The organism is Streptomyces sp. ISL-94, from assembly GCF_018614075.1.
Classification (GTDB): Bacteria; Actinomycetota; Actinomycetes; order Streptomycetales; family Streptomycetaceae; genus Streptomyces.
Genome location: NZ_JAGGOZ010000077.1, coordinates 36,348 through 53,716 on the forward strand (window position 1 = coordinate 36,348; position 17,369 = coordinate 53,716).

Genomic DNA, 17,369 nt, shown 5'->3' on the forward strand with positions numbered 1-17,369 from the left:
GGGCAAGGTCACACGGGCAAGGTCACACGGGCAAGGTCACACGGGCAGGGTCCGGGCCAGCAGGACCGCCACGTCGTCCTGCGGAGCACGCGGCAGCAGGCTCTCCAGGATCCCGTCGCACAGCTCCTCCAGCGGCTGCCGCACCCCGCGCAGCGCCTGCGCCAGCCGGTCCATGCCCTCGTCGAGGTCCCGGTCCCGGGCCTCGATGAGGCCGTCGGTGTAGAGCACGAGCAGGCTTCCCGGGGGCAGCGGCACCTCCTCGGTGCGGAAGTCCTGCCCGCCGGTGCCGAGCGGGGTTCCGGGCGGGCCGTCGAGGAAGGTGATGGTGCCGTCGGCCGCGGCCACGGCCGGCGGCGGGTGGCCGGCGCGGGCGATCACGCAGCCGCCCGTGGCCGGGTCGTGGACGGCGTAGACGCAGGTGGCCATCTCGTCCTCGCCCAGGTCGGCCACCACCGCGTCGAGCGAGCGGAGCATCCGCTCCGGGGGCACGTCGAGGCGCGCGAGGGTCCGTACGGCCGTGCGCAGCTGTCCCATGACGGCCGCCGCGTGGACCCCGTGGCCCATGACGTCCCCGATGACCAGCCCGGTCCGGCCGCCGGGCAGCTGTATGACGTCGAACCAGTCCCCGCCGACGTCGTGGTCGCTGGCCGGCAGGTAGCGCCCGGTGAGTTCGAGGCCGGTGACCTCGGGCAGCGCGCTGTTGGTGAGGCTGCGCTGGAGGGTGAGGGCGGCCTGCCGCTGCCGGGTGTACATCCGGGCGTTGTCGATGTTGAGGGCGGCGCGGGCGACCAGTTCGTCGATGAGGACGCGGTCCTCCTCGTCGAAGGGCTCGCGGTCGCGGACCCGGGTGACGGCGACCGCGCCGAGTACGGTGCCGCGCGCGACCAGCGGGACCAGGCGCGCTGAGCCCAGGGTGGCGAGGTAGCCGCGCAGGGGCCCGGCGCGCGGGTCCGTGATCAGCGCCGGGACGTCGGAGGCGTAGAGGTTCATGGGCCGGCCCTCGGCGATGACCTGTTCGTAGACCGAGTCCGCGGGGATCCGGAAGGTCTGGCCGGCGACGAGTTTCGCGGTGGGGGCGCCCGGGTCGGGGAAGGCGGCCGCCAGCCGGCGCATGAGGCCGCGTGTGGAGGCGGCGGCGACGGCGCCCTCGTCAGGACCGAGGACCGCTTCGAGGAGCTGTACGTCGGCCGAGTCCGCGAGCTGCGGCACCAGGACGTCCACGATCTCCTGGGCGGTCTGCCGCAGGTCCAGGGTGGTGCCGATGCGGGTGCCCGCCTCCGCCAGCAGGGCGAACCGGTGGCGGGCCCGTTCGGCGTCGGCCTGGGCCCGCTGGCCCTCGGTGATGTCGATGAGGGAGGCGATCAGGCCGAGGCGGCGCCCGGAGCCGTCGAGCAGCGGGGCGTACGAGCAGGACCAGGTCCGGTCGTGCTCGGGGTCGGCGGGGGTGCGCCCGGTGCGCCGGACGTCGACGACGGCCGTGCCCCGGTCGAGCACCTGCTGCATCATCGCCTCCAGCGCGGTGGCGTTGACCCCGGGCACCACCTCGGTGAGCCGTCGGCCGAGGTGTTCGGCGGCGGAGACCCCGTTCATATGGGCCAGGGCGTCGTTGACCCGCAGGAATCGCAGGTCGGGGCCGAGGGTGCCGAGGCCGATGGGCGACTGGGTGAAGAGGCTCTGGAGGGCGGCGAGGGAGTCCCGCATGTGGAGCACCTCGGAGGTCTCCACGGCGATGAGCATGGCCCCTCTGCGGCCCTGCGGGTCGGCGGCGGGGACGATCCACATCTCCATCGCGACGCGGTGGCCGTCGCGGTGGCGCACGGGCAGGGTGCCGACGACGGTCTCGCCCGCCTGGACGCGGCGGGTCAGCTGGTCGGCGAGCTCGCGGTTGGCCTCGGGGACGAGGACGGCGGTGCCGGGGCGGCCGAGGATGTCCTCCGGGCGGTGTCCGAGCAGGTCCTGGGCGGCGAGCGACCACTCTACGACGCGGCCGTCCGCGTCCTCCCGCCACAGGGCGATGGGCAGCAGCTCGCGGAGCACGCCCGCGTAGCCGACAGCCGCCACCGGCGGATCCGGGACCTCGCTCGTCGACTGGTACGTGTCCAATGCACCGACCTCACCCGGGGGGCCCGATTCCTACCGATTCACCCTATCCGAGGCATCGGCGCGGGGCTCTCCGTCCGGCGCCGCCGCAACCTGCTCGAATCCGGCTCTTGACTCCGGAGAAATAGGGAGGAAACTCATCAATACACCGGAATACCGGAAAGAGCCGCACCTCCCTCCGGAGACGTCCAGAGGCCCGCGTGACCCTGTTCCAGGCTCTGGCCAGGCCCCCGGCAGTACGTGCGAACCACGGGAGCCATCGGCGACGGCGGATGGCTCATGGCATCGACGAGACTGCCGGGGACTGTCGTGCCCGGGCCCCGTCGCCCGTATCCGCACCGGCAGCCGCAACCGCGTCGGCACTCGCGCCCGAACCCGTACCGAGGACCGCCGCGATGCCCTGCGCGAGGAACGGGATGCGGTGCGCCGGGATCCCCGCGATGTTGATCCGCCCCGAGGTCGTGCCGTAGATCGCGAACTGCCTGCGCAGCCGGAGCATCTGCTCGGCCGAAAGCGGCAGCATCGAGAACATTCCCTTCTGCCGCGCGAGCGACCGCGCCTGCACCTCGCAGCCCAGGGCGCTCAAGTGCGCGGTCAGGTCGGTGCGGTTGGCCGCGATGCGGCCGCGCATGACATCCAGTTCCGCCCGCCACAGGGCGCTCAGCCGCTCGTCCTCCAGGATCGTCGTCACGACGGCCGCGCCGTGCTCGGGCGGCATCGAGTAGAGCGTCCGGGCGGCGTTCTGGAGGGTCGTCTCGGCGTGCCGCACGGCCTGCCCCGACGCGCCGAGGACGATCGCGCAGCCGGTGCGGTCGCTGTAGAGGCCGAAGTTCTTCGAGCAGCTGACGGCTATGAGCATCTCCGGGACGCGAGCGGCCAGCATGCGGGTGGCCGCCAGGTCGGCTTCCAGGCCGCCGCCGAGCCCGTGGTAGGCGAGGTCGACGAAGGGCACCCAGCCGTCCCGGACGGCCAGTTCGGCCAGCGCCGCCCAGTCCTGCGGCGACGGGTCGACACCCGTGGGGTTGTGGCAGCAGCCTTGGAGCAGCACGACGTCGTCCCGCCGCACGCCGCTCAGCTCGCGCAGCACTCCGGCCGCGTCGAAGCCGCCGTCCGCGTCGACCCACCCGTACGGGCGCACCCGCAGCCCGGCGGCCTCCAGGATGGGGCGGTGGTTGACGTAGGCCGGGTCGCTGATCCAGACCGTGGTGCCGGGGCGGGTCCGGCAGACCAGGTCCGCCAGCAGCCGCAGCGCGCCGGAGCCCGCGACGGTCTGGACCGCCGCGGCCCGGCCGGCGGGGCCGCCGGACCCCTCGGAGCCCAGGACCATCTCCACCAGGGCGCGGTTGAAGGCGGTGTTGCCGGACAGGCCCCGGTACTCCTTGGACGCGGAGCGCTCCGCCAGACGGATCTCCGCCTCGCGCACGGCGGCCATGACGGGCGTGCGGCCCGCGGCGTCGCGGTAGACGCCGAGGACGAGGTTCAGGCGCTCGGGCCGCTCGTCGGCCGCGAACTCGGCGGTCAGGTCCCACAGCGGGTCGGTGGGGGGCGGCGGGAGGAGCTCAAGCATCTGCGGGAACCTCGGGGCGGGGGTGGGGGCGGACGGAGGGACGGCGGTTGGCGAGGACCACGCCGGCGGTGATGAGGGGTACGCCGACGAGGACGGCGAGGGCGGGCGACTCGTCGAGCAGGGGGATGGCGAGCAGCACCACGGCCACGGGGCTCAGGCTGCCGACGACGGCGCTGCGCTCGGCGCCCAGCCGGCGGATGGCGTAGGCGTACAGCAGGCCGGCGCACAGCCCGACCCCCAGCCCCTGCACCACGAGGAAGAGGACGATGTCGGCGCCCGCCGCGTGGGCGAGACCGGTGGGAAGCACCCCGGTCAGGACTAGGAGCCCGATCACCGCGAAGGAGGGCAGGCAGAGCAGTCCGATGGATCCGACCGGATCGAGGTCCACATCGCGCAGGCCCACCGTGTACAGGGCCCACAGGCCGCTGGCCACCAGGAGCGTGCCCGCGCCCGCCAGGACGCCGGTGTCCACCGGGACGACGTAGCGCCAGACGAGGGCGGCCACGCCGACGGCGATCAGCGCGAGCCCCGCCGCCTGTGTTCCCCGCGGGGCGCGGTGGCCGCGAGCGACCATGAGCGCGGAGACGAAGAGCGGGACCATGCCGGGGACGATCGAGCCGACGAAGGCGGCCGAGGTGAGGGCGCCGCCGTGCATCGCGGCCAGGAAGAACGGCACCCCCGCCCCGCAGATGATCTTGGCTGCGGGGCCCGGCCGCACTGCGGCGATGCGCCGGCGACGGCGCCACAGCGCGGGCAGCAGGACGACCAGCGGGACACCGAACCGCAGCAGGGCCGCGTCGGCGGGCAGCAGGGTGGAGGCGCTCAGGGCGCGGGCGCTGAGCGCGAAGGCGGCCCAGATCGACACGGTCACGAGCAGCGCCAGGGTGCCCCGGGCCTGTGGGGAGAGCCCGCGCCGGCCGGGGTGTCCGGCGCGCGGGCCCGCCGCATCGGGAGGCGCGGCCGCTGTGGAGGTGTTCGTCGCGACCAAGGGAAGTGCTCCAGCCTCTGAAACGGAACCGGTCTGGTCCGTCACTGGCAACGCTAGGGCTTCGGGCGGGGCAGCCGATTGCCAGTTCTGCCGCTCGGACATACGTTTGGGGCAGAATCTGCCAAGGAGTGGCCATGGACGCAGTCGATCTGCAGATCATCCGGGAATTGCAGGCCGACGGACGCCTGACCAACCAGGACCTCGCCGACCGGGTCCGGCTCTCCCCGTCCCCCTGCCTGCGCCGGGTCCGGCGCCTGGAGGAGGCGGGCCTCATCCGCGGCTACACGGCCATGGTCGACCAGGTCGCCTTCGGACTGCCGGTCACCGTCTTCGTCCGGATCCGGCTGGAGCGGCACACGGCGGAGGCGGTCCGGCTCTTCGAAGAGCACGTCGCGGTCATCGAGCACATCCAGGACTGCTACCTGATGGCGGGCAGCAGCGACTACCTGCTCCGCGTCGTCATCGAGGACCTGGAGGCGTACGAGGCCCTGGTGCGCCACCGGATCCACGCCATTCCCGGCATCGCCTCGATCGAGTCGAGCTTCGCCTTCGGCAGCGTCAAGCAGTCCAGGACGTACCCCCGCCCGGCACCGGGCAGGGCCCGTTGATCACGGACCGTCGACGACGCGGTAGCCCACTCCCGGGGTGGTGGTGATGACCTGCGGGTCACCGAGTTTGCGGCGGAGGCGGCCGATGGTCACCGCGACGGTGTTGGTGAAGGGATCGGCGTGCTCGTCCCAGACCTGTTCGAGCAGCGCCTCCGCGCTACGGAACGCCGGGCTCGCGTCCATCAGGGCTTCGAGCAGGGAGAACTCCTTCACCGAGAGGTCGAGCTGCCGCCCGTCGCGGGTGACCGTGCGGCGCAGCGGATCGAGTTCGATCCCGGCTGCGCGCAGGACGCGCGCCCGCACGGCAGGCCGGCGCCGGGCCAGGGAGCGGATGCGCAGGACGAGTTCGGGAAAATGGAACGGCTTGGCGAGGTAGTCGTCGGCGCCCAGGAGCAGCCCGCCGACCCGGTCGCCGGGCGCGTCGGCCGCGGTCAGCATCAGGACCATGACGCGGTCGTCCCGCGAGGTGATCATCCGGCAGAGGGTGTCGCCGTGGATGCCCGGCAGGTCGCGGTCGAGGACGACCACGTCGTAGGCAGTGGCGTCGAGCTTCGCCGCGGCCTCCAGCCCGTCGTAGGCGACGTCCACGGCCATGCCCTGGTCGCGCAGCCCCTCGACGAGGATGTCAGCGAGGGAGCGCGCGTCCTCGACCACCAGCACCCTCATGCCGCCGCTCCGTCGGCTCGGTCGGCCCCTGGCAGGGTGACGGTGACCCGTAGGCCGCCCTCGGGGCGCGCCCTCAGCTCCAGCGTGCCGCCGTGCGCCTCTGCGACGGCCGCGACGATGGAGAGGCCGAGCCCGGACCCGCGGCCCCGCCCGGTCCGGTCCGCGCCCAGCCGCCGGAACGGCTGGGCCAGCTCCGCGACCTGCCCCGGGTCCAGCACCGGCCCACCGGTCTCGACGGCCAGCCGCACCGTATCGCCGCCCGCCCGGGTGGAGACGCCGATCCGGCCCCCGGTGTCGTTGTGCGTGATCGCGTTGTCGACCAGGTTGTCGACCAGGCGGCGCAGCAGGCTCCGGCTGGCCCACACCTGCGCGCGGCCGTCCGCATCCGTACGGCGCACGGTGAGCTCCTTGGCGGCGATGTCCGGCGCCCGCGCGCCCAACGAGGCGGACACGACCTCCTCCAAGGGGACGCGCGCGGCATCGGTGAAATCGCCGTGCCGGCTGCGGGCGAGCACGAGGAAGCCCTCCAGCAGCCGGTCGACCTGATCGAGCTCGCCCCGCATCCGGCCCGCAAGCGCGAGCGTCTGCTCGGGTACGGGACCGGGCTTGGCGACGGCCACGTCCACGGCGGCCCGCATGGTGGCCAGCGGGGTGCGCAGTTCGTGGGAGGCGTTGGCCACGAAACGGCGCTGGGCGGCGAAGGAGCCCTCCAGCCGCTCCAGCAGTCCGTCGATGGTGTCGGCGAGGTCCTTCACCTCGTCGCCGGGGCCGGGGACGGCGAGCCGCTCGTGCAGGTTGTCGGCGGAGATGCGGCGGGTCGCCTCGGTCACCGTCCGCAGCGGGCGCAGCACCCGCCCGGCGACGAACCAGCCCAGGACGAGCGACACCACCGCCATGACGGCCAGCGCGACGGCCGAGCCCAGCAGGATCTGCGCGGACTGTGACTCCTGGACCCGCGCCAGCTGCTGCTCCAGCTCCTCGATACGGGCCTGCGCCCGCGCGGGTGTTCCGGGTTGTTCCGGGGCGGTGCCCGGCACGGCCCGGCTGGCCCTGCTGCCGGAGGCCACGGCCGCGGCGATGAGGAGCAGGGCGGTTCCGGAGAGCAGGAAGAGGCCGGCGTACAAGGCGGTGAAGCGCGCCCGCACGGTGCCGAGCCGACGGGGAGGAGCCCACTTCATCGTCCTGGTCCTCCCTCGGCGCCCGGTCCGGATCCGGTCCCCAGGGTATGCGCAGGGGCCTAACAGCGGCATGACAGCGCCCGTTCGGCCGGTGTCATGGCCTCCGCCGCAGGGTAGGGCCATGAACGATGAATCGAGGGCGACCATCGAGGTCGTCGGCCTGCGCAAACGCTTCGGACCGCAAGTGGCGCTGGACGGGATGGCCTTCACCGTCCGGCCGGGGCAGGTGACCGGCTTCGTCGGCCCCAACGGCGCCGGGAAGTCCACCACGATGCGGGTGATCCTGGGCCTGGACGCCCCCGACGGGGGCCGGGCCCTGGTCTGCGGGCGACCGTACCGGGACCTGCGCCATCCGCTGAAACACCTCGGGGCGCTGCTCGACGCCTCGGCGCTGCAGCCGGGCCGCACCGCCCGCAACCACCTGCTGTGGCTGGCCCACTCCCAGGGTCTGCCCGCCCGGCGGGTGGACTCGGTCATCGAGCAGGCCGGGCTGGGCAAGGCCGCCCGGAGGAAGGCGGGCGGCTTCTCGCTGGGCATGCGGCAGCGGCTCGGGATCGCCGCGGCGCTGCTCGGCGACCCGCCGGTCCTCATGCTGGACGAGCCGTTCAACGGGCTGGACCCTGACGGCATCGTCTGGATGCGCGGCTTCCTCTCCTCGCTGGCCCGGCAGGGCCGCGCCGTGCTCGTCTCCACCCATCTGATGGGCGAGCTCCAGGACACCGCCGACCATCTGGTGGTGGTCGGCCGCGGGAAGGTCGTCGCGGACACCGGCGTACGGGAGCTGCTGGCGGCCGCCTCCGGCGACCGGGTCACGGTACGGACGACGGCGCTCCTGCGGGCGACGTCCGTACTGCAGGCCGCCGGAGCGGTGGTGCGGGCGATGGGGCACGACGCGCTCAGTGTCTCGGGGCTGGCCGACGAGGGGATCGTGGCCGCGCTCACCGGGAGCGCGGTGCCGTTCTCCCACGTGTCGGCGCATCGCGCGACGCTGGAGGAGGCCTACATGGAGCTCACCCGGGACGCGGTGGAGTACCGCGGGGTGCCGGCCGGGGAGACGGCATGAGGGCCTCGGCCGGCTTCGCCCGGCTGCTGCACGCGGAGTGGACCAAGCTCCGTACGGTACGCGGCTGGGTGCTCGGCATGGCCGCCGCGGCCCTGGTGACGGTGGTGGTCGGGCTCCTCGGCACGGCCGCCCCGGAGCCTCCCGGCCAAAGCTCCTCCGGCCAGGGCGACGGCTTCCCCCTGGGCCCCGGCGGCGAGGCCGTCAACGACAGCTTCTACTTCGTCCACCGGACGCTGGAGGGCGACGGCAGCATCACGGTTCCGGTGACCGCGCTCGCCGGGGTGCTCGACACCGCTCCCGGGAGGACGGCCGGGGGCGTCCCGCCCTGGGCTAAGGCCGGGATCATCGTCAAGGCGAGCCTGGAGCAGGGGTCTTCGTACGCCGCGGTCATGGTCACCGGCGGCCACGGGGTGCGCATGCAGTACGACTACACCCACGACACGGCCGGCGTCCCCGGCGGGGTGTCCGAACGGTCCCCGCGCTGGCTGCGGCTGGTCCGGTCGGGCTCCACCCTCACCGGCTACGCGTCGGTGGACGGCGCGGGCTGGAGCCGGGTCGGCGCCGCCGACCTGTCCGGGCTGCCGGCGACCGTGCAGGCGGGGCTGTTCGTGACGACCCCCCAGGCCAAGGACGAGACGGCGGTCGGCACGGGCTTCAGCCCCGCCGTGGCGACCGGCACCTTCGGCCGCCCCGACCTCCGGGGCGACTGGTCCGGCGGGAGCTGGACCGGCACACCGGTCGGCGACGACGCCGGCACCTCCGGCAGCTACACGAACACCACGAAGGGCGGATTCACCGAGTCCGGCTCCACGCTCAGCGTGACCGGGGCTGGGGACATCGCCCCGGTGGTGGGCGGACCCGCCATGGGCAACGCCTACTCCCTGGAGAACTTCCTCGTCGGCGCGTTCGCCGGGCTGATCGTGGTGATCTCCCTGGGCACGGTCTTCATCACCGCCGAGTACCGGCGCGGGCTGATCCGCACCACCCTGGCCGCCCACCCCGGGCGCGGCCGGGTACTCGCCGCCAAGGCCTCCGTGGCAGGGTCCGCCGCCTTCGCCGCCGGGCTGGTCGCCGCCGCCGTCACGATCCCGCTCGGTGAACAGGGCGCGCGGGGCCGGGGCTTCCGGGTCTTCCCGGTCTCCACCGCCACGGAACTGCGCGTCGTGGTGGGCACCGCCCTGCTGTTCGCCGTCACCGCCGTGCTCGCCCTGTGCGTCGGCGCCCTGCTGCGGCGCAGCGCCCCGGCGGTCGCCCTGGTCGTCGCGTCGCTGGTGCTGCCCTACGTGCTCGCCACTGCCTCGGTGCTGCCCGCGGGCGCCTCGGAGTGGCTGCTGCGGGTGACCCCGGCCGCCGGTTTCGCCGTCCAGCAGACGCTCCCCCGCTACGCGCAGGTCGTCAGCGTCTACGAGCCCTCGACCGGCTACCACCCGCTGCCGCCTTGGGGCGGTCTCGCGGTGCTCTGCGGGTATGCGGCGCTCGTCGGCGGCCTGGCGCTCGTACGACTCCGCGGGAGGGACGCATGAGGCACGTACTGCACGCCGAGTGGACCAAGCTGCGCACCGCCGGGGGAACGGGCGCGCTGCTGCTCCTGGCGATCGCGCTGACCGTGGCGCTGGGTGCCGGGACGTCCCGGGCGGTGATCTGCCCCGACGCGGGGTGTGGTGAGGACGGCGTGCGGGTCGCCCTCACCGGCGTCACGCTCGGCCAGGCGGTCGTCGCCATCGCCGCCGTGCTGGCGGTCAGCGGGGAGTACGGCACCGGCATGATGCGCACCACCCTCACGGCCGTGCCGCACCGGATCGGCGTCCTGACCGCGAAGGCCGCGGTGCTCACCGCGGTGGTGTCGGCCGCCGGGACCGTCGCCGTCCTCGGCTCCCTTCTTGCCGGGCGCCTCATCCTGCCGGGCAACGGCTTCACCGCGGCCCACGGCTACCCGCCGCTGTCCCTGGCGGACGGGGCGACCCTGCGCGCCGCCGCGGGGTCGGTCCTCTACCTCGCCCTGATCGCCCTGCTCAGCCTCGGCGTCGCGGCGGCGGTCCGGGAGGCCGCGACCGCCGTCGGCACCGTCCTCGGGCTGCTGTACCTCTTCCCGGTCGTCGCGCACGTGGTGGGCGACCCGGAGTGGCAGCGCCGCCTGGCGCAGGTCGCGCCGATGAGCGCCGGGCTCGCCGTGCAGTCCACCACCGGCCTGGACCGGCTGGTCATCGGCCCCTGGGCCGGCCTGGGCGTACTCGCCGCGTGGGCGGCCGCGGCCCTGCTCACCGGCGGGCTCGTGCTGCGCCGGCGCGACGCCTAGCCCCCCGCGCCGGCGACCTGCCCGGCGAAAGCCGCGTAGGCCTTCTCGTCGAAGAGGACGAACCGGACCTCCTCCACCTCGGTCCGGGCCTCCCGTACGGTCTGCACCGCGATCCGCGCCCCGTCGTCCATGGGCCACCCGTAGATGCCGGTGGAGATCGCGGGGAAGGCGACCGTACGGGCTCCCAACTCGTCGGCGACCCGCAGGGATGCGCGGTAGCAGGAGGCGAGGAGCTCCGAGCGGTCCTCCTCGCGGGACCAGACCGGGCCGACGGTGTGGATGACGTGCGCGGCGGGCAGGCGGCCGGCCGTGGTGGCGACGGCCCGGCCCGTGGGCAGGCCCTTGCCGTAGTGCGAGCGGCGCAGGTCCTCGCAGGCGGCGAGGATCTCCGGGCCGCCGCGCCGGTGGATGGCGCCGTCGACCCCGCCGCCGCCGAGCAGCGAGGAGTTCGCGGCGTTGACGATCGCGTCGGCCTTCTCGGCGGTGATGTCGCCGCGGACCAGGGTGATGCGGACCATCAGGAGTCCTTTCGCAGGTGGCGCCAGACCGCCTTGGCCGCGTTGTGCCCGGACATGCCGTGGACGCCCGGTCCGGGCGGGGTCGCCGAGGAGCAGATGAAGACGGCCGGGTGGGCCGTGGCGTACGGAAAGAGGGAGATCCTCGGGCGCAGCAGGAGCTGGAGTCCCGAGGCGGCGCCGCAGGCGATGTCCCCGCCGACGTAGTTGGGGTTGCGGGCGGCGAGTTCGGGCGGACCGGCGGTGGCGCGGGCCAGGACCAGGTCGCGGAAGCCCGGTGCGAAGCGCTCCAGTTGGCGTTCGACGGCGTCGGTGAGGTCTCCGTCCCAGCCGGCGGGGACATGGCCGTACGCCCAGAACACGTGCTTGCCCGCGGGTGCGCGGCCGGGGTCGGCGAGGCTGGGCTGCGCGGTGATGAGGAAGGGGTTGCGCGGGGCGCGGCCGCCCGAGGCGAGCTGGAGGGCGGCGTCGATGTCGCGGGCGAGGGGGCCGATCTGGACGGTGCCGGCCCGGCGGGGCTCCTCGGCGGTCCACGGGACGGGTCCGTCCAGGGCGTAGTCGATCTTGAACACGGAGGCGCCGTACCGGTAGCCGTCGTAGGCGCGCCCCAGGCGGGCGATCCGGGCCAGCGCCGTCGGCGAGGTGTCGAAGACGTAGGTGCGGGCGGGAGGGAGGTCGTCGAGCCGTTTGACCTCGAAGCCGGTGTGGACGGTGCCGCCGAGGTCGCGCAGGTACGCGGCGAGGGCGTCGGGGACGGCCTGCGAGCCGCCGCGCGGCATCGGCCAGCCGTTCGCGTGCGCGGCCAGGGCGAAGACCAGGCCGACGGCGCCGGTGGCGATCCCGCCGAGCGGGGCGATGACGTGCGCCACGAGCCCGGCGAACAGGGCGCGCGCCCGCTCGTCGCGGAAACGGCGCAGGAGCCAGGTGGAGGGGGGCAGTCCGGCCAGCCCGAAGCGGGCGAGGGTGAGCGGGTCGCGGGGCAGCGCGGTGCTCGGCAGGGACATGAAGTCCCGGGCCAGGGTGTCCCATTTGCCGAGGAACGGCGCGACGAGCCGCCGGTAGGTGCCCGCGTCCCGGGGGCCGAAGGACGCCGCCGTCTCCGCGACCGAGCGGGAGAGGACGGCGGCCGTGCCGTCGTCGAAGGGGTGCGCCATCGGGAGCGGGGCGTGCAGCCACTCCAGCCCGTACCGCTTCAGCGGCATGGTGGCGAAGACCGGCGAGCCGATGCCGAGCGGGTGCACCGCCGAGCAGGGGTCGTGCCGGAAGCCGGGCAGGGTCAGCTCCTCGGTCCGGGCTCCGCCGCCGATCGTGTCGGCGGCTTCGAAGACGGCCACCGAGAGGCCGCGCCGGGCCAGTTCGACGGCGGCCGTCAGCCCGTTGGGCCCCGCCCCCACCACGACCGCATCGAGAATCGACGGCACTTGCGACTCCTTCGTCCGGCGGCGCCTGCGCCCCCAGGATATTCCGCCCGACCGGGCGGGCCGACCCGCTCTACGCGCCCCGCAGCAGCTCCCGGATCCGTACGGCGGTGGCCTCGTCCCGTCCGACGGCGAACGGCAGCGTGTTGTCCCGGTCCACCCGGAAGGGGATGCCGGCGACGGTGCTCTGCGCCCCGCCCGCCTCGGCGACCAGCAGCAGGCCGGCCGCGTGGTCCCAGGCCGAGGGCCAGGTGAAGGCCAGGCCGTCCATCTCGCCGCGGGCCACCCTCAGGTACTCCAGGCCCGCGGAACCGCACGGGCGGGCGGCGATCCCGGGCACGTCCAGGCGGCTCAGGGTCTGCTTGTCCGCCTCGGAGGTGTACAGCGGGTGGGCCATGGCCACGCGCAGGTCGGCGCCGGGCTCCGGGGAGCCGCTGCGGATCCGCTCGCCGTTGACGTACGCGCCCTGCCCGCGCACGGCGGTCGCCAGCTCCTCCAGCGCCGGGGCGAAGGTCCACGAGGCGAGGATCTCCCCGCGGTGGGCCAGCGCCACCAGGGTGCAGAAGGCGGGGTCGCCGTTCACGAACTGCCGGGTGCCGTCGACCGGGTCCACGATCCACACCGGCGCGTCGGCGCGCAGCGCCCCGTACACGGTCGGATCGGCGTGCACGGCCTCCTCGCCGACGACGGCCGAGCCGGGCAGCAGCCGGGTCAGGGCGGCCGTGAGGTTCTCCTCCGCCCGGCGGTCGGCGATGGTCACGAGATCGTGCGGGCCGCTCTTCTCGTCGACCTCGTGCTCGGCGAGCTGCCGGAACCGCGGCATGATCTCGACCGCCGCCGCCTTGCGGACGGCTTCTTCCACGTCGGACAGGCCCTGGGCCAGGAACTCATCGATCATGTGTCCATCACACCACGCCCGGCCGGCAAACCCCACCGGCAATCCCCGGCGCCGGGCCGGACACCGGGTGGACTCCCGGTGAACCGGCCTGTCCGGGCGCCCGGGAAGCCGAGATCAGCGGGGCAGGCGGTCGCGCCACATGAGCGCCGTGTACAGCAGCAGGGACGAGGCCAGTCCCACCGCCCAGCCGTAGTCCGAGAGCGGGCGCAGGAGCGGGATCAGCCCGTCCTCGGGGAAGGGGCCCCGGCCGGGAGCCGAGTGCGAGCCGCCGATGGCCAGCACGCCGCCGGCGAGGAACACGGCCACCGCCCGCGGGTTCCAGCCGCCCCGGTACCAGTACGGCCCGGCCGCCCGGTAGAGGTCGGGCAGCGACAGCCGGGTGTGGCGGACGATCCAGTAGTCGGCGATGAGGATGCCCGCCACCGTGCCGAGCAGCCCGCCGACCAGGCCGAGCCAGGTGAAGATGTACAGCTCGGGGGTGGAGGTCAGCTTCCACGGCATGATCAGTACGCCGACCACCCCGGTGATCAGCGCCCCCCTGCGGAAGTTGATCAGGCGGGGCGCCAGGTTGGCCAGGTCGTAGGCCGGGGAGACCACGTTCGCCGCGATGTTCACCGAGATGGTCGCGACGAGCACGGTGACCAGGGCGTAGAGCAGCCCGAAGGCGTTGTCGGCCTTGGCGACCAGCTCCACCGGGTCCCAGATCGGCGTGCCGTACACCGCCTCGGAGCCGGAGGTGACGAACACCGACAGCAGCGCGAAGAGGGTCATCGTCGTCGGCAGCCCCAGGGACTGGCCGAGGATCTGGGAGCGCTGGCCGGCGCCGAAGCGCGTGAAGTCCGGGATGTTGAGCGAGAGGGTCGACCAGAAGGCGATCATCCCCATCAGCGACGGGAAGAAGACCGGCCAGAAGTCCGCGCCCCAGCCGAGCCGGGACGGCTGGTTCAGCAGCTCGCCGAAGCCGCCGGCCTTCACCCCGATCCACACCAACAGCGCCAGGGCGCCGACGATGACGAAGGGCGCGGCCCAGTTCTCGAAGCGCCGCAGGGTCTCCATCCCCCGGTAGATGATGGCGAGTTCGAGGGCCCAGAAGAGGACGAAGCACAGCCACAGCGTCCAGGGCTGGCCGGCGATCTCCCCCGCGTCCGCCCAGCCGCCGAAGATCTTGCCGAGCAGGACGAAGATCCCGGACCCGCCGATCCAGGTCTGGATCCCGAACCAGGCGCAGGCCACCGCCGCCCGGATCAGCGCGGCCAGATTGGCCCCGCGCACCCCGAAGGAGGCCCGCGCCAGCACCGGGAACGGGATCCCGTACTTGGGTCCGGCGTGCCCGGTGAGCAGCATCGGTACCAGCACGATCAGGTTGGCCAGGGCGATGGTGAAGACGGCCTGTTTCCAGTCCATCCCCAGGGCCACCAGCCCGGAGGCGAGCAGCCAGGAGGGGATGTTGTGCGCCATGCCGACCCACAGGGCCGTGAAGTTGTACGTCGTCCAGCGCCTGGCCTCGACCGGTACGGGGAGCAGGTCGGTATTGGCGAAGCGGCCGTCGGAGGGAACTTCCCCGGGCGCGAGCTCGACGCGGTCCCCGGTGTCGCCGATCGTGTGCTCCGGCATGCGCGCACGTCCCTTCGGGTCGGGAGGGGTCAGGGTCTGAACGCGGGGATGACGTGCAGGCCGTAGGCGTCGATCGCGGCCTCCCGCGCGTCGTGCATGGCGTAGACGGCGAACTGGTCGACGCCGAGGTCGCGCAGGGCCCGCAGCTTCTCGATGTGGGCCTCGACCGGTCCCAGCAGGCAGAAGCGGTCGACGATCTCGTCGGGGACGAAGTCGGTCGACGGGTTGCCTGCGCGGCCGTGGTGGCTGTAGTCGTAGCCCTGGCGGGACTTGATGTACTCGGTGAGCTCGTCCGGGACCATGGAGGAGTGCTCGCCGTAGCGGCCGACCAGGTCGGCGACGTGGTTGCCGACCATGCCGCCGAACCAGCGGCACTGGTCGCGGGCGTGGTCGAGGTCCTCGCTCACGTACGCGGGGGCCGCCACGCAGATGGTGATGTCGGCCGGGTCGCGGCCGGCCGCCGCCGCGGCCTCCCGGACCGACTTGACCATCCGCTCGGTGAGGTAGAGGTCGGCGAGCTGGAGGATGAACCCGTCCGCCTTCTCGCCGGCGAGCGCGAGCGCCTTGGGCCCGTACGCCGCCATCCAGACCGGGAGGCGGCCCTCCCGGACCCAGGGGAGGCGGACCGGGTTCCCGTCCACGAGCGCCTCGCGGCCTTCCGCCAGATCGCGGATGACCCCGATGGCCTCGCCGAGGCGGGCCAGGGTGTTGGGTCTGCGCCCGGCGACCCGCATCGCGGAGTCCCCACGCCCGATCCCGCACACGGTGCGGTTGCCGAACATGTCGTTGAGGGTGGCGAAGGTGGAGGCGGTCACCTCCCAGGTGCGGGTGCCCGGGTTGGTGACCATCGGGCCGACGTGCAGCTTCCGGGTGTGCTCCAGGATCTGGCTGTAGATGACGAACGGCTCCTGCCACAGCACGGCGGAGTCGAAGGTCCAGCCGTAGCGGAACCCGTTGCGCTCCGCGCGGCGCATGAGGCTGACGACCTGCGAGGCGGGCGGGTCGGTTTGCAGGACGAGGCCGAAGTCCATGGCGGGCTGCTCCTTGCGTGCGCTTACAGGTACTGGCAGGTGGAGCGGTGGATGAAGGCGCCGTGCCCGGCGCGGCCGGTGAACTCGCGCCGGTCGATGACGAGTTCACCGCGGGAGAGGACCGTGTCGACGCGTCCGGTGATCCGCTTGCCCTCGTACGCCGAGTAGTCCACGTTCATGTGGTGCGTCTCGGCGGAGATGACCTGCTCGGCGTGCGGATCGTAGAGGACGATGTCGGCGTCGGAACCGGGCGCGATGGTGCCCTTGCGGGGGTAGAGGCCGAACATCCGGGCCGGGGTCGCGCAGGCGATCTCGATCCAGCGGCGGCGGCTGATGTGCCCGTCCAGGACAGCCTGGTGGAGGAGGTCCATCCGGTTCTCCACCCCCGGCAGTCCGTTGGGGATCTTGGAGAAGTCGCCGCGGCCCAGATCCTTCTGGCCGCGGAAACAGAAGGGGCAGTGGTCGGTGGAGACCACTTGGAGGTCGTTGGTCCGCAGCCCCCGCCACAGCGCCGCCTGGTGTTCGCGGGGGCGCAGCGGGGTGGAGCAGACGTACTTGGCGCCCTGGAAGTCGGGCTCGGCGAGGTTGTCGGTGGACAGGAAGAGGTACTGCGGGCAGGTCTCCCCGAAGACGGGCAGGCCCTTGTCGCGGGCGGCGGCCAGCTCGGCCACCGCCTCCTCCGCCGAGACGTGGACGACGTAGAGCGGGGAGCCGGCGACGCGCGCCAGCTGGATGGCGCGGTGCGTGGCCTCGGCTTCGAGGAGCACCTTGCGGACCTCGCCGTGGTGGCGGGGGTCGGTCTCCCCGCGGGCCAGGGCCTGCTCGACGAGGACGTCGATCGCGATGCCGTTCTCGGCGTGCATCATGATCAGCCCGCCGTTGGAGGAGGCCCGCTGCATGGCGCGCAGGATCTGCCCGTCGTCGCTGTAGAACACGCCGGGGTAGGCCATGAACAGCTTGAAGGAGGTGACGCCTTCCCCGACGAGGAGGTCCATCTCCTTCAGAGTGCCCTCGTTGACGTCCGAGAGGATCATGTGGAAGGCGTAGTCGACGGCGCAGTGGCCGTCGGCCTTGTCGTACCAGGTGTCGAGCCCGGCGCGCAGCGGCTGGCCCACGCTCTGCACGGCGAAGTCGACGATGGTGGTGGTGCCGCCCCAGGCGGCGGCCCGGGTTCCCGTCTCGAAGGTGTCCGAGGCGGAGGTGCCGCCGAAGGGGAGCTCCATGTGGGTGTGCGCGTCGACCCCGCCCGGGATGACGTACTTCCCGCCCGCGTCGATCGTACGGTCGGCCGTCCAGGCCTCGGCGGCGGCCGAGCCGTGCGCGGCCAAGGCCGCCACGCGGCCGTCCTCGATCAGGACGTCCGCGTGCAGTTCGTCGGCGGCGGTGACGACCAGGCCGCCGCGGATCAGGGTGCGGATGCTCATCGG

15 protein-coding genes are annotated in these 17,369 nt (G+C 73.6%); 4 read left to right on the forward strand and 11 right to left on the reverse strand.

Annotation, left to right across the window (positions count from 1 at the left end; translation table 11 throughout):
- Positions 1–36 precede the first annotated feature (36 nt).
- From J7E94_RS23430 to J7E94_RS23440, 3 genes are all read right to left on the reverse strand, one after another.
- Entirely contained in the window at positions 37–2,103 is a 2,067-nt protein-coding gene (locus J7E94_RS23430) for a SpoIIE family protein phosphatase (RefSeq protein WP_215018579.1), read from the reverse strand.
- 274 nt (positions 2,104–2,377) lie between these two features.
- The gene (locus J7E94_RS23435; RefSeq protein WP_215018582.1) at positions 2,378–3,667 is read right to left on the reverse strand and encodes an aromatic amino acid transaminase; all 1,290 of its coding nucleotides are present in this window, start codon (positions 3,665–3,667) and stop codon (positions 2,378–2,380) included.
- Positions 3,660–4,655, reverse strand: a complete 996-nt coding sequence (locus tag J7E94_RS23440) for a DMT family transporter (protein WP_251057106.1) — start codon at positions 4,653–4,655, stop codon at positions 3,660–3,662. The genes J7E94_RS23435 and J7E94_RS23440 overlap by 8 nt, the downstream gene beginning before the upstream one ends.
- A gap of 134 nt (positions 4,656–4,789) precedes the next feature.
- On the opposite strand from J7E94_RS23440, the gene J7E94_RS23445 reads away from it, so the two are divergent.
- Positions 4,790–5,263 carry an Lrp/AsnC family transcriptional regulator gene (locus J7E94_RS23445; RefSeq protein WP_215018584.1) on the forward strand — a complete coding sequence of 158 codons (474 nt, stop codon included), beginning with the start codon at positions 4,790–4,792 and terminating at the stop codon, positions 5,261–5,263.
- Here J7E94_RS23445 and J7E94_RS23450 read toward each other — a convergent pair whose 3' ends face one another.
- Complete coding sequence (locus J7E94_RS23450) at positions 5,264–5,929, reverse strand: response regulator transcription factor (protein WP_215018586.1); 666 nt, start codon at positions 5,927–5,929, stop codon at positions 5,264–5,266.
- On the reverse strand, positions 5,926–7,107 hold the full coding sequence (locus J7E94_RS23455; RefSeq protein ID WP_215018588.1) for a HAMP domain-containing sensor histidine kinase: 1,182 nt from the start codon (positions 7,105–7,107) through the stop codon (positions 5,926–5,928). Before J7E94_RS23455 ends, J7E94_RS23450 begins: the two co-directional genes overlap by 4 nt.
- Before the next feature lie 121 nt (positions 7,108–7,228).
- Here J7E94_RS23455 and J7E94_RS23460 point away from each other — a divergent pair, with 121 nt between their 5' ends.
- Genes J7E94_RS23460 through J7E94_RS23470 form a run of 3 tightly spaced genes read left to right on the forward strand, consistent with a single transcriptional unit; the run spans position 7,229 to position 10,466 of the window.
- Positions 7,229–8,170 (forward strand): ABC transporter ATP-binding protein, encoded by a 942-nt coding sequence (locus J7E94_RS23460; RefSeq protein WP_215018590.1) that lies wholly within the window; start codon positions 7,229–7,231, stop codon positions 8,168–8,170.
- Entirely contained in the window at positions 8,167–9,693 is a 1,527-nt protein-coding gene (locus J7E94_RS23465; protein ID WP_215018592.1) for an ABC transporter permease subunit, read from the forward strand. The genes J7E94_RS23460 and J7E94_RS23465 overlap by 4 nt, the downstream gene beginning before the upstream one ends.
- Entirely contained in the window at positions 9,690–10,466 is a 777-nt protein-coding gene (locus J7E94_RS23470) for an ABC transporter permease (protein WP_215018594.1), read from the forward strand. Before J7E94_RS23465 ends, J7E94_RS23470 begins: the two co-directional genes overlap by 4 nt.
- Here the strand turns inward: J7E94_RS23470 and J7E94_RS23475 are convergent.
- The 6 genes from J7E94_RS23475 to hydA form a co-directional block, all read right to left on the reverse strand.
- The gene (locus tag J7E94_RS23475; RefSeq protein ID WP_215018596.1) at positions 10,463–10,984 is read right to left on the reverse strand and encodes an O-acetyl-ADP-ribose deacetylase; all 522 of its coding nucleotides are present in this window, start codon (positions 10,982–10,984) and stop codon (positions 10,463–10,465) included. The genes J7E94_RS23470 and J7E94_RS23475 overlap by 4 nt on opposite strands.
- A complete protein-coding gene (locus J7E94_RS23480; protein ID WP_215018598.1) occupies positions 10,984–12,402 on the reverse strand; it encodes an NAD(P)/FAD-dependent oxidoreductase in 1,419 nt (472 codons plus the stop codon). Before J7E94_RS23480 ends, J7E94_RS23475 begins: the two co-directional genes overlap by 1 nt.
- Positions 12,403–12,472: 70 nt before the next feature.
- Positions 12,473–13,297, reverse strand: coding sequence for an inositol monophosphatase (locus tag J7E94_RS23485; RefSeq protein ID WP_215018600.1), 825 nt, complete (start codon positions 13,295–13,297; stop codon positions 12,473–12,475).
- A 114-nt stretch (positions 13,298–13,411) separates the two neighbouring features.
- Positions 13,412–14,911 carry an NCS1 family nucleobase:cation symporter-1 gene (locus J7E94_RS23490; RefSeq protein ID WP_215018603.1) on the reverse strand — a complete coding sequence of 500 codons (1,500 nt, stop codon included), beginning with the start codon at positions 14,909–14,911 and terminating at the stop codon, positions 13,412–13,414.
- A gap of 29 nt (positions 14,912–14,940) precedes the next feature.
- Positions 14,941–15,942 carry a TIGR03842 family LLM class F420-dependent oxidoreductase gene (locus J7E94_RS23495; RefSeq protein ID WP_215018604.1) on the reverse strand — a complete coding sequence of 334 codons (1,002 nt, stop codon included), beginning with the start codon at positions 15,940–15,942 and terminating at the stop codon, positions 14,941–14,943.
- Between the two features lie 23 nt (positions 15,943–15,965).
- Positions 15,966–17,366, reverse strand: a complete 1,401-nt coding sequence (hydA, locus tag J7E94_RS23500; RefSeq protein WP_215018606.1) for a dihydropyrimidinase — start codon at positions 17,364–17,366, stop codon at positions 15,966–15,968.
- Positions 17,367–17,369: the final 3 nt, after the last annotated feature.

Excerpts from the sequence above, each read along its gene's own strand:
- hydA (WP_215018606.1), bottom strand. The coding sequence starts at position 17,366 with ATGAGCATCCGCACCCTGATCCGCGGCGGCCTGGTCGTCACCGCCGCC.
- J7E94_RS23460 (WP_215018590.1), top strand. The coding sequence starts at position 7,229 with ATGAACGATGAATCGAGGGCGACCATCGAGGTCGTCGGCCTGCGCAAA.
- J7E94_RS23485 (WP_215018600.1), bottom strand. The coding sequence starts at position 13,297 with ATGATCGATGAGTTCCTGGCCCAGGGCCTGTCCGACGTGGAAGAAGCC.
- J7E94_RS23455 (WP_215018588.1), bottom strand. The coding sequence starts at position 7,107 with ATGAAGTGGGCTCCTCCCCGTCGGCTCGGCACCGTGCGGGCGCGCTTC.
- J7E94_RS23490 (WP_215018603.1), bottom strand. The coding sequence starts at position 14,911 with ATGCCGGAGCACACGATCGGCGACACCGGGGACCGCGTCGAGCTCGCG.
- J7E94_RS23445 (WP_215018584.1), top strand. The coding sequence starts at position 4,790 with ATGGACGCAGTCGATCTGCAGATCATCCGGGAATTGCAGGCCGACGGA.
- J7E94_RS23465 (WP_215018592.1), top strand. The coding sequence starts at position 8,167 with ATGAGGGCCTCGGCCGGCTTCGCCCGGCTGCTGCACGCGGAGTGGACC.
- J7E94_RS23435 (WP_215018582.1), bottom strand. The coding sequence starts at position 3,667 with ATGCTTGAGCTCCTCCCGCCGCCCCCCACCGACCCGCTGTGGGACCTG.
- J7E94_RS23495 (WP_215018604.1), bottom strand. The coding sequence starts at position 15,942 with ATGGACTTCGGCCTCGTCCTGCAAACCGACCCGCCCGCCTCGCAGGTC.
- J7E94_RS23450 (WP_215018586.1), bottom strand. The coding sequence starts at position 5,929 with ATGAGGGTGCTGGTGGTCGAGGACGCGCGCTCCCTCGCTGACATCCTC.
- J7E94_RS23470 (WP_215018594.1), top strand. The coding sequence starts at position 9,690 with ATGAGGCACGTACTGCACGCCGAGTGGACCAAGCTGCGCACCGCCGGG.
- J7E94_RS23475 (WP_215018596.1), bottom strand. The coding sequence starts at position 10,984 with ATGGTCCGCATCACCCTGGTCCGCGGCGACATCACCGCCGAGAAGGCC.